A 13784-nucleotide genomic window follows, 5' to 3' on the forward strand; every position below is an offset into this window, starting at 1 on the left:
AGGCGCCGGGAGGGCCGTCAGCGCAGGCGCTCGCGCGCCACCATGGACAGCAGCACGATGGCCGCTGCGGCGGCGATGTGGCCGAACCAGGCCACCAGCCCCAGCGACCAGGGTTCCACCTGCAGCGCCGCCCACAGCGACAGCGCCAGCAGCACCCAGCCGGCCGCGCGCAGGCGCCGTGTGTGGGCAGATGGCAGTTCCTTGCCGAACAGGTCGCTCTGGTGGCGGTCCATGGCCAGGGCCAGGCAGGCGAAGGCGCCCAGGGCCAGCAGCTGACAGAACAGATGGGCCATGCTCATGCGCTGGTCTCCGCTGCGGCGGCCGCTGCTGTGGCGGCCACTGCCGTGGCGGCTGCTGCAGTGGCGGCTGCCGTAGGCGCGGGCCGGGCGGCGCGCACCGGTTTGGCCTTGGGCTGGTGGCGCTGGGTGCGCAGGGCCAGATGGGCATGCAGTGCGGCCAGGGCCAGCAGCATGAGGTCCATGCCGGCAAACACCCAGTCGCCCGCGCGCAGGCTGGCCAAGAGGCCGCGATCCGTGGTCAGCGCGTTGACCACGGGCAGCAGGGCCAGAACGGCGGCGCCGGCCCACAGCAACTCGATCCAGGCCCGCTTGGCGGGCCGGCCCATCGCCCAGAACAGGGTGGCGCCCCAGGCGATGAACATGGCGTGCACCTCCCACTCGGCGCGCTGGGCCATGTCCACCGGCAGCAGGCGATTGGCCCAGAGCATGCCGGCCATGCCGATGGACAGGCCGGCGATGGTGGCGATGTTCAGCCGCTCCACGAGCCGGAACCCGAAATGCGGCCTTTCCGGGTCGGGCAGCTTGCTGCGCCGCTTCACGTTCCACAGCACCAGTCCCGTTCCCACCATGGCCGTGCCCGCAAGGCTGACGATGAAGTACAGCCAGCGCGTGGGCAGGTCGCCGAAGCGGCCCATGTGCAGCGCATAGAGCACGCCGCGCGTCTCGGCGGCGGCGCCCACGCTGTCCTGTGCCTGCAGCAGCTGGCCGCTGACGCCGTCGAACATCATGAACTGCGGGCTGATGGAGACGCGGCCGTTCTCGCCGCGGATGGCGGTCACGCGCGCATTGGCATCGCCGGGCAGGTTGACGTTCAGGCGTTCCACCTGGCCCGCGCCCCAGCGCTGCTCGGCCTGGCGGACCATGTCGGCCAGCGGTGCCAGGGGCGCGGCCTGGCCCGAGGGCTTGCCTGCGGGAACAAAGGCACTGAGCTGCTGGCCGGCCACCACGCGCTGCTCGGGCGTCATGGTGGTGGCCAGATTGGCCCAGGGCATGTACATCAGGGCTAGGGTCACCAGGCCGGTGTACGTGATCATCAGGTGAAAGGGCAGGCCCAGCACGGACAGCGCGTTGTGCGCGTCCAGCCAGGAGCGCTGCCCCTTGCCCCAGCGGAAGGTGAAGAAGTCGGCAAAGATCTTCTTGTGCGTGATCACCCCGCTGACGATGGCCACCAGCATGAACATGGCGCACAGCCCCGCCAGATAGCGGCCCCAGAGCACGGGCATGTAGTGGAACTGGAAGTGGAAGCGGTAGAAGAACTCGCCGCCGCGCGTCTCGCGCACCGGGCCTTCGAGGCGCGTGCCGGTGGCCGGGTCGAAGCGGCCGTTCTCGAAGCGGCGCCTGGCGCCCTTTTCGGTCTGCGGCGGGCTCCAGAACACCGTGGCCACCGTGCTGCGTTCATCGGGCAGGTTGATCAGCCATTGCGGGCTTTGCGGCGCCACATGCGCCATGGCGTCGCCGATCCGCTGGGCCACGAGCGCGGGCTCGCTCGCCTGGCTCTGGTGCGGCTGCTCGGGCTGCATCCACTGCGTGATCTCGTTCCTGAAATAGCTCACCGTGCCCGTGAGGAACATGGCGTAGAGGAACCAGCCCAGCAGCAGGCCGACCCAGGTGTGCAGGTCGGACATGGTCTGGCGGATGCCGGGCGCCTTGGCGGCTTTCGCGGGCTTGCCGGCCGTGTTCGTGGTGTCCGTGGTGTTCGTGTTCATGCGCCCAGCCCCTTGCCCCAGGTCCACCACGCGGCAGGCGCCAGCACCAGGGCGGCGACCAGCAGGCCGGCCCAGGCGCGCGTTGCGCTGCGCACGGCAAACACCCAGATCACCGCGCCCGCATAGACGGCAAAACTCAGCAAGGTGCCGGAGATCGCCGCCTGCGTGCGGTCTGCGGGCAGGGCCAGCACGGCCACGCTGGCCAGCGCCGCCACGGCGTAGCCGCCAAACAGCGCGGCGAGGATGCGGGAGATCAGCGGCCCGTAGTCACGGAACCAGTCACGGAACCAGTCATGGGTGCGGGCAAGAGTGGGAGATGGCATGGCACGGGGCCTGGAAAGGCTCGAAAAACGCCGGCCGGAGGGGGCGGCGGTGGCGCGGATGTTATTTGAGAATAAGTCCCATTACAAGCGGTGCAGTCAAGTGCGCCGCCACATCCAGCGCCGCCACATCCAGCGCTGCCGCGCGCCAAGCGCCCCGGCGCTCAGCCCGCCGGCTGGCGCATGCGGGCCTGCAGGTTCTCGAAGATCTGGCGTGTCACGGGGCTGATCACATGGCTGCGGATGTACAGGCGGTAGGCCAGGTCCGGCAGCGGCGGCATGCCGTCGCCCGCGCCCAGCACGCGCAGGCCCGGGTCGAGCTGCTCCACGCCGCGTGCCGTCACGCCCAGGCCGGCGCGCAGCGCCGCGCGTATGCCGACCAGGCTGGTGCAGGTGTGGCGCGGCGTCCAGGCAATGCCGGCCGCATCCAGCGCATCGCAGCCCAGGCGCCGGAAGATGCTGGGCCCGTCGGCCATGACCAGGGGCACGGGCTTGCCCGGGTCATGGGCATAGCCCGCGCCGCACAGCCACACCGTGGGTGTGGAGCGCAGGGCAAAGCCCTCGAAGCCCTCATCCTCCCGGTTGGAGATGGCCAGGTCCAGCTCGCCCTGCTTGAGCGACTCCATCAGGAACGGGCTGCGCCCCACATGGATGTCGATCTGCATGCCCGGAAAGTTCAGCGCGATCTCCTGCAGCACGGGCGGCAGCATGTTGTCGGCCGCGTCGTGGGGTGCGCCAATGCGCACCAGGCCCTGCACCTGGCGGTGCTGCAGGTTGCGCAGCGCCTCGTCGTGGATGGCCAGCATGTGGCGCGCATAGCCCAGCAGGCGCTGGCCATGATCGGTGAGGCGTTTTTGCCGGCCCTGCTTCTCGAATAGCGCGTGGCCGATCTTCTCCTCCAGCCGCTGCATCTGCTGGGTGATGGCCGATTGCGTGCGCCCCATCTGCACGGCGGCGGCGGCAAAGCTGTCGTGGCTGGCAATGGCGGCCAGGGTGCGCAGCAGGTCCAGGTCAAGCGTCTCCATACTTCAATTTTATTGAAGTATTTATTGGGCATGCGTGGATTGTTGCGGGCGGGGCGCCTCACTACAGTGGGCTTCAACGACGACAAGGAGCCTCCTTTGAACACCACCACCAACAACAACACCATCATCGAACAGCGCAGCGCCGCCGTGGCAGCGGCCATCGACCACATGAAGCAGGCCATTGGCGAGGACGCGGCCACGCGCGCCAGCCTGGACGCCGTGCTCCAGCAACTGCTGGGCCTGGCCGCGCGCCGCGATTTCTGGCAACAGACCGACTACGCTGCGCCCGAAGAGGGCGAGCACCAGGCGCGCTACCTGATCGCCGAGGACGCCGACCAGAGCTATGCGCTGTACCTCAACGTCATGCGCCCGGGCAAGCGCATCGTGCCGCACAACCACACGACCTGGGCCTGCATTGCCGCCGTGGAAGGCACGGAGCACAACCGCGTCTACGAGCGCACCGACGACGGCTCCGTCCCCGGCAAGGGCACGCTGCGCGAGACGGAACTCGTGGTGGTCGCACCAGGCCAGGGCATCGCCCTCATGCCCGAGGACATCCACTCCGTGGAGATCCAGGGCGAGCAGGTCATCCGCCACCTGCACATGTACGGCCGCGCGCTGGAGACGCTCAACGAGCGCACCAGCTACGACCTGGCCACCGGCACCTGCCAGACCATGGCCATCGGCGTGCAGACGCGCCGCTGAGCCCCGGCCTTCCGGCCGCTACCTCCCGCTTCCTGCCTTTTCACTGTCCATGCCGCAGCGCGCCCCACGGGGCGCGCGTGGCACGGCTTTGCCCGAAATTCCTTGCCGATCTTTTTCCCGGACCGCATGCAATGACCGCATCCATTGAAGCCCACACCCTCAAATCCTGGCTGCACGACGGCCAGGAGATCGCGCTGCTCGACGTGCGCGAGCACGGCCAGTACGGCGAGTCGCACCTGTTCTACGCCACGCCCCTGCCCTACAGCCGGCTGGAGCTGGATGTGCCCCGCCTGGTGCCGCGCCGGCAGGTGCGCGTCGTCACCTACGACGGTGGCGAGGGCGATGCCAGCGCGGGCGTGGCCGAGCGCGCCGCGCGCCGCCTCGAAGCACTGGGCTACACCCGGGTCGCCGTGCTCGAAGGCGGTGCCAAGGCCTGGAGCGCTGCGGGCTACACGCTGTTCGCCGGCGTGAACCTGCCCTCCAAGACCTTTGGCGAACTGGCCGAGCACGCCTATGGCACGCCGCGCATCACGGCACAGCAGCTGGCGGCGCGCCAGGCGGCGGGCCTGCCCCTGGTGGTGCTGGACGGCCGGCCCGTCTCCGAGTTCCACAAGATGAACATCCCCGGCGCCATCTGCTGCCCCAATGGCGAGCTGGCGCTGCGCGTGAGCCGCCTGGTGCCCGATGCGGCCACGCCCATCGTGGTCAATTGCGCGGGCCGCACGCGCTCCATCATCGGCGCGCAGACCTTGATCAACCTGGGCATTCCCAACCCCGTCTACGCGCTGGAGAACGGTACCCAGGGCTGGTACCTGGCCGACCTGCCGCTGGAGCACGGCGGCACGCACCGCTATGGCGACGACTCGGCCAGCAGCGCGCTGCAAGCCCAGGCCCGTGCCCTGGCCGAACGCTTCGATGTGCCCGAGGTCGATGCCGACACCGTGCGCGCCTGGAGCCAGGATGCTGCGCGCACGCTGTTCCTGTGCGATGTGCGCACGCCCGAGGAATTCAAGGCCGGTTCGCTGCCCGGTGCCCAGCACACGCCCGGCGGCCAGCTCATGCAGGCCGGCGACCAGTACGTGGGCGTGCGCGGTGCGCGCCTGGTGCTGTTCGACAGCGATGGCGTGCGCGCCCCCGTGGTGGCCAGCTGGCTGCGCCAGCTCGGCCATGACGCCTGCGTGCTGCGGGGCGGCCTGCAAAGCGGCCTGGACCTGGCACCGGCCCAGCCGCCCCAGGTCCCCGCACTGGCAGGCATCACGGCGCAGTCCCTGCACGAGCGCATGCGCCAGGGCGAGGTGGTCGTGGTCGATCTGCGCGCGGGCATGAAATACCGCGCAGGCCACATCGCCGGGGCCCGCTGGTCCATCCGCCCGTGCCTTGCCAGCGATCTGGCCGGCGAGACGCGCCAGATCGTGCTGGTGGCCGACGAGCCCGGCATGGCGCAATGGGCCGCTCTGGAACTGCAGGGCGCCGCGCCGCTGCTGCTCGAAGGCGGCTTGGCCGCATGGCAGCAGGCCGGCCTGCCCGTCGAGGCCACGCCCGACAGCCCCACCGACGCCGAATGCATCGACTACCTGTTTTTCGTGCACGACCGCCACGACGGCAACAAGGAAGCGGCACGCCGCTACCTGGCCTGGGAGACGGGCCTGGTGCCCCAACTGGACGCGCAGGAACTGGCCGCCTTCCGCCTGCCGAGTGCATGAAGCTCCCCCTGAGCGGCTTCGCCGCTTCCCCCTCTCTCGCTGCGCGGGAGGGGGACGGCACCCTCGCTGCGGGGGCGGCCCTTGCTTGGTGCCCCTGGCCAAAGTCACGTCAGTTGCAAAGGCAGCGCCATATATCGCTGACTTGCCGTAGAGCGACATAAATCAGATCACATAACGACAGGAGACAAGACATGTTCGCAATCCCCACCCTGGCCAGGATGCTGGCCGCCAGCCTCGCGGCCCTGGCCATGCTCTCGCAGGCCACGGCCGAGCCGCTGGCTGCGCGCAACGGCTATCCGGGCCAGCCGATCCGCTTCATCTCGCCCTTCCCGCCGGGCGGCGGCAACGACGCCAGCACGCGCTGGGTCACCACGCGCCTGACCGAGGCCACGGGCCAGCCCTCCGTGGTGGAAAACCGGGGCGGTGCGGGCGGCAACATCGGCGCCAAGGCCGTGGCGGAGGCCAAGCCCGATGGCTACACCGTGCTCACGGGGCAGGTCTCGCTGATGGCGGTGAACCCCGCGCTCTACAGCGCGCCGGGCTTCGATCCGCTCAAGAACTTCGTGCCCATCACGCAGATCAACGCGGCGCCGCTGGCCATCGTGGTCGCTTCGGCCTCGCCCCTCAAGAGCTTTGCCGACCTGGTGGCGCGCAGCAAGGGCGAGCCGGGCCGCGTCACCTATGCCACGCCCGGCAACGGCACGCTGTCGCACCTGGTGGGCGTGGTGCTGTCCAAGGAAAACGGCGTGCCCATGACCCATGTGCCCTACAAGGGCGCGGGACCGGCCATCAACGATCTGCTGGGCCAGCAGGTCGATGTGCTGATCACCTCCACCTCGTCCGTGGCCGGCATGATCCAGGCGGGCCAGGTGCGTGCGCTGGCCGTCACCAGCCCGCGCCGCATCGGCGTGTTCGGCAAGGTGCCCACGCTGGAGGAACTGGGCCTGCGCAATGCGCGCTTCGAGGACTGGTACGGCTTCTTCGCACCCGCCGGCACGCCGCCCGAGCGCGTGGCCTATCTGCACGACGCCATCGTGCGCACCCTGCAACTGCCGGAAGTGACCAAACTCGTCGTCGATGGCGGCAGCGAAGTCGTGGCCAATACGCCCGAGGCCTTTGCCGCTCAGCTGCGCCAGGACATGGAGCGCTGGTCGCGCGTGGTCAAGCTCTCGGGCGCGAAGATCGACTGATGGCTGCCGTACACGCCCCCGTGCCTGGCGCATACGCCCCTGGCGCCCCCGCGCTGGACCTGCAGACCCGGCTGCTGCATGCGGGCAAGCGCCCGGCCTATGCGGGCGGCACGACCGTCAACCCGCCTCTGGTGCGCGCCAGCACCGTGCTGTTCGAGAGCACGGCACAGCAGCGCGAGATGCGCGAGCGCCGCGCCGGCGAGCGCATCTTCAGCTACGGCGCGCGCGGCACGCCCACCGGCTTTGCGCTGGAAGACGCCGTCAGCGAGCTGGAAGGCGCCCACCGCACGCGGCTGCTGCCCACCGGCCTGGCGGCCATCGGCATGGCCCTGCTCAGCTACCTGCGCCCCGGCGACCATGTGCTGCTGACAGACAGCGCCTACCAGCCCGTGCGCCACCTGGCCGGGCAATGGCTGCGGCCCTACGGCATCGAGTACGACTTCTTCGCGGCCGATGGCAGCGACGCCCAGGCGCGCATGCGCCCCAACACCCGCATGGTCTATGCCGAATGCCCGGGATCGCTGGTCTACGAGATGTGCGACCTGCCCGCGCTGGCGGCCATGGCCCATGCGCGCGGCGCCCTGGTCGTGGCCGACAACACCTGGGGATCGGGCTGCCAGTACCGGCCGCTGGCGCTGGGGGCCGATGTCTCGGTGATGGCAGCCACCAAGTACCTGTCGGGCCACTCCGACGTGATGATGGGCACCGTGGCCACCACCGAGGCCGCCTGGGAGCCGCTGGCCGCGCGCTGCGATGCCTTCGGCATGGCGGTCAGCCCCGACGATGCCTGGCTGGTGCTGCGCGGCATGCGCTCGCTGGCCGCACGGCTGCAGATGCACGAGGCGCATGCGCTGGAGGTGGCGCACTGGCTGCAGCAGCACCCGGCCGTGGCCACCGTGTTCTGTCCTGCGCTGCCCACGCATCCCGGCCATGCGCTGTGGCTGCGCGACTGCCAGGGCACGAACGGCCTGGTGTCGCTGGAGCTGCAGCCCGGCACCGCCGAGGCCGCCGTGGACCGCTTCATCGACGGCCTGCGGATCTTCGGCATCGGCGCCTCCTGGGGCGGCTACGAGAGCCTGGCGACGGCCGCGCACATGGCGCAGGCGCGCAGCGTCACCGACTGGAGTGCGCGCGGGCCCGTGGTGCGCCTGCACATCGGCCTGGAGTCGCCGCGCGACCTCATCGCCGACCTGGAGCAGGGGCTGGCGGCACTTTAGTGGATAACACGCTCTAGCGGCCTGCCTGAGCACTCGCCAATTCGCCGGCCAGCGTTTGCACCAGCGCGGCGGCAGGCATCTCACGCGCCAGCGGCGCACCCTGGCCGGCCCAGTGGGCTGCGTAGTCGGAGCTGCCTTGGGCGGACGCCGCCTGGTGCAGCGCCTTGCCTGCGTCGTAGACGCGCGGGTAGTCGGGCAGGGGCTGGCCATGGCTGGCGCCCAGCGCATGCAGTCGGTTGACCATGCCGCGCGCCGGCCGGCCCGAGATGGCGGCGGTGATGCCCGTGTGGTGGGCGCGTTCGCTGCGCAGCTCGGCACGGTAGGCCGGGCTGGCGGACGATTCAGGGCAGAGGATGAAGGCCGTGCCCAGCTGCGCCGCACAGGCGCCCAGGCCCAGCGCGGCCGCAATGCCTTCGCCATCCATGATGCCGCCCGCCGCGATCACCGGCAGGGCCGTGTTGCGCGCCAGCACGCGCACCAGGGCGAAGGTGCCCATCATGCGGTCCTGCGCGGGATCGAACGTGCCGCGGTGTCCCCCGGCCTCCACGCCCTGGGCCACGATGGCATCGACACCGGCCTGCTCCACCTGGCGCGCCTCGTCCAGGGACGTGGCGCTGGCCAGGGTCACGACGCCGGCCGCGCGCAGCGCGTCGATGAAGCCCTGCTCAGGCAGCCCGAAATGAAAGCTCACCACGGCGGGCCGCTCCTGCAGCAGCATGGCCTGCAGCGCCGCGTTGCTGACGGCGGTGGCGTAGATCTCGTTGAGCGTGGCAGGCGGCGCGGCGCCGAAGCGCGCGAACTCGGGCGCCAGATGGGCCAGCCAGGCGGCCTCGCGCTGCGCATCGGCCCGGGCCGGCCGGTGGCAGAACAGGTTGACGTTGAAGGCGCCCGATGTCAGCGCGCGCGTCTGCACGAGCTGCTGGCGCGCCTGCTCCGTTCCGCTGGCGCCAATGCCCAGCGAGCCCAGGCCGCCCGCATCGGTGACGGCAGCCGCCAGCGCGGGCGTGGACGTGCCGGCCATCGGGGCCTGGATGATGGGATGGCGCATGCCAAGGCGGGCCATCCACGCGGTCTTTGCGGTGCTCATACGACTCCTTGTTTCCTGTCTCGAATCCACGCACTCATGCGGCGGCCTGGCGGCGCGCGCTGGCGCGGCTGGCGGCGATCATGAGCGTGCCCAGCAGCAGCGACACGCTGCCGATGACGAACAGGCGCTGGTACGAGCCCAGGCCCGCATAGCTCCAGGCCATGAAATACCCCGACACGGCCTGCATCAGCGCAAAGGCCGCCGTGGCATAGCCCCACATGCGCTTGTGCTGCACGGGGCCGATCAGCTGCATCAGGTAGCCCGAGGTGATGGCCGCCATGCCCGGCGACAAGGCGCCCACCAGAAAGGACGAGGTCGCATGCCCCGCAAATCCCACCCAGAACAGCGGCATGGCAATGGCCAGGGTCTTGACCGCATAGGCGCCCGTGGTCGTGCCCCACCAGCCAAAGCGCGTGGCGCACAGCGAGGCCACCAGCGGCCCGGCAATGGCGCCCAGGCCGAACACGGCCCACTGCGTGGAGGCATAGGCATCGCCCAACTGCAGCTCGCGCGCCAGGTAGTCCACCCAGAACACCGTGTGCGGCACAAAGCCGAAGGCGTCCGTCATATAGGCCAGCATCACCAGCACCACGGGCAGCGTCCACAGGGGCGCGGCGGGCACGGGCCGGGCATGGGGCGTGATGGCAATGGGCGCAGGCACCGGCAGCCGCCGCACATGGCGCCAGCCCAGCCAGCCGGCCCAGGCGCAGACCGCCGCCAGCGCCCACCAGACGGCGCCCAGGCTCTGGCGCGCCAGCAGCGGTATCAGCGTGGCCGACAGCAGGGCGCCGGCACCTATGCCGCAGAACATCAGCGGCCCCAGGGCCGCGCGCCGCTGCACGGGCGTGGCCGCCAGGGCCACGGAGGGGCCCAGCACCATCAGGATGGCGCCGCCAATGCCCGAGATGCAGCGCCAGGCAAAGAACCAGGGCATGGGCAGAGGCCAGGCGCAGGCCGCAAAGCTCAGCGCCAGGGCCACCCAGCACCACAGCAGCACGCGCAGCGCGCCCAGGCGTTCGGCCAGCGGCGCGGCGGCCAGCGCGCCGATCAGATAGCCCAGCAGGTTGGCCGCGCCCAGGTAGGCCACCTGCTCGCCGCTGAACCAGCCGGCATGCACCATCTGCGGCATCAGCGCCGTGTAGGCAAAGCGCGCCAGGCCGACGCCGCTGAGCGTGGCCATGAAGCCGGTCAGCAGCAGGGAAGTTTCGTTGCGTTGGATCACGGGAGTGGGCGCCATGCGGGGAGGATGGGCATACATTAGGCGCTGCCGCCCATCATGTCCAATGATTCAAAATGATGGCGTCAATCTCGATTGAAGATGGATGTCACTGGAGCCGCGATGCAACTGAAGTCCCTGCGCATGTTCCTGGCTGTCTGCGACAGCGGCAGCTTCGGCGCCGCCGCCCAGCAACTGCACACCGTGCAGTCCAACGTGACGGCCCATGTGAAAAAGCTCGAGGACGAGGCCGGCGTGCAGTTGCTGGAGCGCAGCGCACCCGTGCACGCCACGCCTGCCGGCCGCCTGCTGGAGCAATACGCGCGGCGCATGCTGGCCGACCATGACGAGGCGCTGGCGCTGCTGCAGGGCAGCGCCCGGGCCGCAGGCGCGCTGCGCATAGGCTCCATGGAAACCACGGCCGCGCTGCGCCTGCCGCCGCTGCTGGCGCGCCTGCACCAGGCCCAGCCCGGCCTGGACCTGGAGCTCCGCACGGCCACCACGGCCGAGCTGCTGGCCGATCTGCTTGCCGGGCGCCTGGACTGCGCCTTCGTCTCGGGCATGCCGCCCCAGTCCCGCCTGCAGGGCTGGCGCGTCTTCGAGGAGGAGCTGGTGCTGGTCACCGCCTTCGCGCTGCCGCGCTTTCCCGATGCCGCCCAGCTCAGCGCCGTGCCCTTCCTGGCCTTCCGCCAGGGCTGCAGCTACCGCCAGCGCATCGAGCTGCTGCTGGCCGCGCGCGGCGTGGCGGCACGCATCATGGAAATGGGGTCGCTGGACGCCATCCTCGGCTGCGTGGCCGCGGGCATGGGCTACGGCCTGCTGCCGCGCAGCGTGGTCCAGGCCCAGCAGCACCGCTTCGGCGTGCACATCACGGCCCTGCCCGGCGCACTCGCCCAGGAAGTCGCCCGCGTGGAAACCTGGTTCGTCGTGCCCGCGCGCCAGGGTTGGTCGCCTGCGCTGCATGCTTGCGTGGAGGTGCTGGGGATCGACCAGGATGTTGCGGCTGTCGATGCGCAAGGCCTGGTGCCTGCCGGCTCATGACGGCAACCGCAACACCCTCCGATACTGCATGGCCTCGGCCACATGCCCCGTCTCCACTGCCGCGCTGCCGGCCAAGTCGGCAATGGTGCGCGCCACCTTGAGCGCGCGGTGGGTGCTGCGGGCCGACCAGCCCAGGCGTGCGGCGGCCTTGTGGGCGAAGGTCAGGGCCTCGGGCGAGAGGCCCAGGTGGTCGTCCAGGGCCTGGCCCTGGAGCTGGTGGTTGGCGCTGCCCTGGCGCTGCACGGCCAGCGCGCGGGCCTGGACCACGCGCTCGCGCACGGCCTCGCTGGTTTCGCCCGAGCGCGCGGCCAGCAGCTCCTGCGGGGGCAGGGCGCCGACTTCCACATGCAGGTCGATGCGGTCCAGCAGCGGGCCGCTGATGCGCGCCTGGTAGCGCGCCACCTTGTCGGGCGTGCAGCGGCAGCGCTGCACCGTCGATCCCCAGTGGCCGCAGGGGCAGGGATTCATGGCCGCGACGAGCTGAAAGCGCGCGGGAAATTCGCAGCGCTGGGCGGCTCTGGCGATGGTGATCTGGCCGGTCTCCAGCGGCTCGCGCAGCGCCTCCAGCGCACTGCGCGCGAACTCGGGAAATTCATCGAGGAAGAGCACGCCGTGGTGGGACTGCGAAATCTCGCCGGGGCGCGGTGGCGAGCCTCCTCCGACCAGGGCCACGGCACTGGCCGTGTGATGCGGACTGGCCGTGGGGCGCTGGCGCCAGCGCTCGGGCGTGAAGCGGCCGGCCAGGCTGGCGATGGCTGCCGCCTCCAGCGCCTCGTCATCGCTCATGGGCGGAAGCAGGTCGGCAAAGCGCTGGGCCAGCATGGACTTGCCCGAGCCCGGCGGCCCCACCAGCAGCAGGCCGTGGCCTCCGGCCGCAGCGATTTCCAGCGCGCGCCGCGCCTGGGCCTGGCCGCGCACCTCGGCCAGGTCCAGGCTGCTGCGCACTGGGGCGGCGGGCTGCGGCTGCACCGCATGCCAGCCCGGGCCGGAGCATGTCTGGGTGTCGCCTGCTGCCGGCAAGGCGTCGGTTTCGTCGGTCTCGCCGGTGTCCTCGCTTTCGTCGCTGCAGCAGGCACTGTCCGTGTCCTGCTCCGCCTGCACCAGGGCATTGGCCGAGCGAGTGATGAAGCGGCGCACCACGTCCAGCAGGTGGTGCGCGCAGAACACCTGGGCCGATGGCACGAAGGCCGCCTCCTGCGCGCTGCCCGGCGGCAGCACCAGGCGGGCGCCGTCCTGCTGGCGGTGCAGGGCCAGGGCCGTGGCCAGCGCGCCGCGCACGGGCCGCAGGGCGCCCGACAGCGACAGCTCGCCCGCGAATTCGTAGTCGGCCAGCGCATCGCCATTGATCTGCCCGCTGGCAGCGAGAATGCCCAGCGCAATGGGCAGGTCGAAGCGCCCAGAATCCTTGGGCAGGTCGGCGGGCGCCAGGTTGACGATGATGCGTTTGTTGCTCGGGAACTCCAGCCCGGAGTTCAGCAGTGCCGAGCGCACGCGTTCACGCGCTTCCTTGACCTCGACATCGGCCAGACCCACCAGCGTGAACGACGGCAGGCCGTTGGCCAGATGCACTTCCACGGTGACACGCGGGGCGGCCAGCCCCAGCAGCGCACGACTTTGAACCAGGGCCAGACCCATGGGCACCTCGCAGGAACGGCAGACACAAAGCCAGACACGAAGGAAGAGGCGCCAGCGGTGCTGCGGCCTCGGTGGGCCAGTATGGCCAGGGTCCAGGGGGTTGGAGGCGTGATGGCGACAATCTCGGAGTAGTCCGATGCCTGCACCGCAAAAATCAGAATAGCCTGATGTTGCTGGGCGAGTCTTGCCCGACTGCCTCATGGTGTGGATGCTGACCTCCGCTGAGCAAAAAATGGGTTTCTGACGGATCAATCACCTGTTTTCGAGAGCAGAAGCAGATAAGGCATCCGTGGTTATTTCTCGCCGGGAAGAGATGGCCCCATTGGGTATAGAGAAGAGTGGTGTGCTAACTTGATTTTTGATGGAAACCTCTTGCAAAATTCCAATGTGCCGTATTGAGTAGGCCCCGAGGGATTTGTTTGCTATCAATTTGCACACCCAATCCCGGTGTATTTGCGTGAGTTCCAGACTACGGAATGTGGTTATTTGTGTCGGGCTGGTATTTCAGAAGAACAATGCTTTGGCACATGGCTGAATGCCAATAAAAAATGGCCATGTCTTAAGCATCTCCATCGATTGATGGAGATCCCATCATTGATTCGCATGCCATCCAATCCGATCTTTGAATTTCGATTTGGGT

The 13784-nt window shown here is 69.8% G+C and carries 12 protein-coding genes; 5 read left to right on the top strand and 7 right to left on the bottom strand.

From position 1 onward, the window contains the following. Nucleotides 1-17 precede the first annotated feature (17 nt). The 4 genes from DELCS14_RS01350 to DELCS14_RS01365 all read right to left on the bottom strand — a co-directional run bounded on the left by DELCS14_RS01350 (nucleotide 18) and on the right by DELCS14_RS01365 (nucleotide 3350). Nucleotides 18-299, bottom strand: coding sequence for a DUF3325 domain-containing protein (locus DELCS14_RS01350; RefSeq protein WP_013800144.1), 282 nt, complete (start codon nucleotides 297-299; stop codon nucleotides 18-20). Then, nucleotides 296-2005: a PepSY-associated TM helix domain-containing protein gene (locus DELCS14_RS01355; protein WP_013800145.1), complete on the bottom strand. Its 1710-nt coding sequence runs from the start codon at nucleotides 2003-2005 to the stop codon at nucleotides 296-298. Before DELCS14_RS01355 ends, DELCS14_RS01350 begins: the two co-directional genes overlap by 4 nt. Next, complete coding sequence (locus DELCS14_RS01360) at nucleotides 2002-2328, bottom strand: DUF3649 domain-containing protein (protein WP_013800146.1); 327 nt, start codon at nucleotides 2326-2328, stop codon at nucleotides 2002-2004. The genes DELCS14_RS01355 and DELCS14_RS01360 overlap by 4 nt, the downstream gene beginning before the upstream one ends. Before the next feature lie 161 nt (nucleotides 2329-2489). Further along, nucleotides 2490-3350, bottom strand: coding sequence for a LysR substrate-binding domain-containing protein (locus tag DELCS14_RS01365; RefSeq protein ID WP_013800147.1), 861 nt, complete (start codon nucleotides 3348-3350; stop codon nucleotides 2490-2492). A 168-nt stretch (nucleotides 3351-3518) separates the two neighbouring features. Here DELCS14_RS01365 and DELCS14_RS01370 point away from each other — a divergent pair, with 168 nt between their 5' ends. The 4 genes from DELCS14_RS01370 (at nucleotide 3519) to metC (ending at nucleotide 8165) form a co-directional block, all read left to right on the top strand. Further along, entirely contained in the window at nucleotides 3519-4055 is a 537-nt protein-coding gene (locus DELCS14_RS01370) for a cysteine dioxygenase family protein (RefSeq protein ID WP_049801474.1), read from the top strand. 131 nt (nucleotides 4056-4186) lie between these two features. Then, entirely contained in the window at nucleotides 4187-5758 is a 1572-nt protein-coding gene (locus DELCS14_RS01375) for a rhodanese-like domain-containing protein (protein WP_013800149.1), read from the top strand. Nucleotides 5759-5949: 191 nt separating this feature from the next. After that, nucleotides 5950-6948 (top strand): tripartite tricarboxylate transporter substrate binding protein, encoded by a 999-nt coding sequence (locus tag DELCS14_RS01380; RefSeq protein ID WP_013800150.1) that lies wholly within the window; start codon nucleotides 5950-5952, stop codon nucleotides 6946-6948. Continuing rightward, nucleotides 6948-8165: a cystathionine beta-lyase gene (metC, locus tag DELCS14_RS01385; RefSeq protein ID WP_013800151.1), complete on the top strand. Its 1218-nt coding sequence runs from the start codon at nucleotides 6948-6950 to the stop codon at nucleotides 8163-8165. The genes DELCS14_RS01380 and metC overlap by 1 nt, the downstream gene beginning before the upstream one ends. Nucleotides 8166-8178: 13 nt before the next feature. Here the strand turns inward: metC and DELCS14_RS01390 are convergent, their stop codons facing one another. Then, nucleotides 8179-9252 carry a nitronate monooxygenase gene (locus tag DELCS14_RS01390; protein ID WP_013800152.1) on the bottom strand — a complete coding sequence of 358 codons (1074 nt, stop codon included), beginning with the start codon at nucleotides 9250-9252 and terminating at the stop codon, nucleotides 8179-8181. A gap of 34 nt (nucleotides 9253-9286) precedes the next feature. After that, on the bottom strand, nucleotides 9287-10489 hold the full coding sequence (locus DELCS14_RS01395; protein WP_043796544.1) for a YbfB/YjiJ family MFS transporter: 1203 nt from the start codon (nucleotides 10487-10489) through the stop codon (nucleotides 9287-9289). Nucleotides 10490-10591: 102 nt separating this feature from the next. On the opposite strand from DELCS14_RS01395, the gene DELCS14_RS01400 reads away from it, so the two are divergent. Continuing rightward, on the top strand, nucleotides 10592-11509 hold the full coding sequence (locus DELCS14_RS01400; protein ID WP_013800154.1) for a LysR family transcriptional regulator: 918 nt from the start codon (nucleotides 10592-10594) through the stop codon (nucleotides 11507-11509). On the opposite strand, the gene DELCS14_RS01405 is transcribed toward DELCS14_RS01400, so the two are convergent. Beyond that, on the bottom strand, nucleotides 11504-13144 hold the full coding sequence (locus DELCS14_RS01405) for a YifB family Mg chelatase-like AAA ATPase (RefSeq protein ID WP_013800155.1): 1641 nt from the start codon (nucleotides 13142-13144) through the stop codon (nucleotides 11504-11506). The two genes, DELCS14_RS01400 and DELCS14_RS01405, sit on opposite strands and share 6 nt — an antisense overlap. Nucleotides 13145-13784: the final 640 nt, after the last annotated feature.

Origin of the sequence: Delftia sp. Cs1-4 (assembly GCF_000214395.1) — a bacterium.
In the GTDB taxonomy this organism is placed as follows: Bacteria; Pseudomonadota; Gammaproteobacteria; order Burkholderiales; family Burkholderiaceae_C; genus Comamonas; species Comamonas acidovorans.

Bases quoted from the DNA above. Each gene is read 5' to 3' on its own strand.
- metC (WP_013800151.1), top strand. From the start codon at position 6,948: ATGGCTGCCGTACACGCCCCCGTGCCTGGCGCATACGCCCCTGGCGCC.
- DELCS14_RS01370 (WP_049801474.1), top strand. From the start codon at position 3,519: ATGAAGCAGGCCATTGGCGAGGACGCGGCCACGCGCGCCAGCCTGGAC.
- DELCS14_RS01380 (WP_013800150.1), top strand. From the start codon at position 5,950: ATGTTCGCAATCCCCACCCTGGCCAGGATGCTGGCCGCCAGCCTCGCG.
- DELCS14_RS01375 (WP_013800149.1), top strand. From the start codon at position 4,187: ATGACCGCATCCATTGAAGCCCACACCCTCAAATCCTGGCTGCACGAC.
- DELCS14_RS01390 (WP_013800152.1), bottom strand. From the start codon at position 9,252: ATGAGCACCGCAAAGACCGCGTGGATGGCCCGCCTTGGCATGCGCCAT.
- DELCS14_RS01395 (WP_043796544.1), bottom strand. From the start codon at position 10,489: ATGGCGCCCACTCCCGTGATCCAACGCAACGAAACTTCCCTGCTGCTG.
- DELCS14_RS01405 (WP_013800155.1), bottom strand. From the start codon at position 13,144: ATGGGTCTGGCCCTGGTTCAAAGTCGTGCGCTGCTGGGGCTGGCCGCC.
- DELCS14_RS01350 (WP_013800144.1), bottom strand. From the start codon at position 299: ATGAGCATGGCCCATCTGTTCTGTCAGCTGCTGGCCCTGGGCGCCTTC.
- DELCS14_RS01360 (WP_013800146.1), bottom strand. From the start codon at position 2,328: ATGCCATCTCCCACTCTTGCCCGCACCCATGACTGGTTCCGTGACTGG.
- DELCS14_RS01400 (WP_013800154.1), top strand. From the start codon at position 10,592: ATGCAACTGAAGTCCCTGCGCATGTTCCTGGCTGTCTGCGACAGCGGC.
- DELCS14_RS01365 (WP_013800147.1), bottom strand. From the start codon at position 3,350: ATGGAGACGCTTGACCTGGACCTGCTGCGCACCCTGGCCGCCATTGCC.
- DELCS14_RS01355 (WP_013800145.1), bottom strand. From the start codon at position 2,005: ATGAACACGAACACCACGGACACCACGAACACGGCCGGCAAGCCCGCG.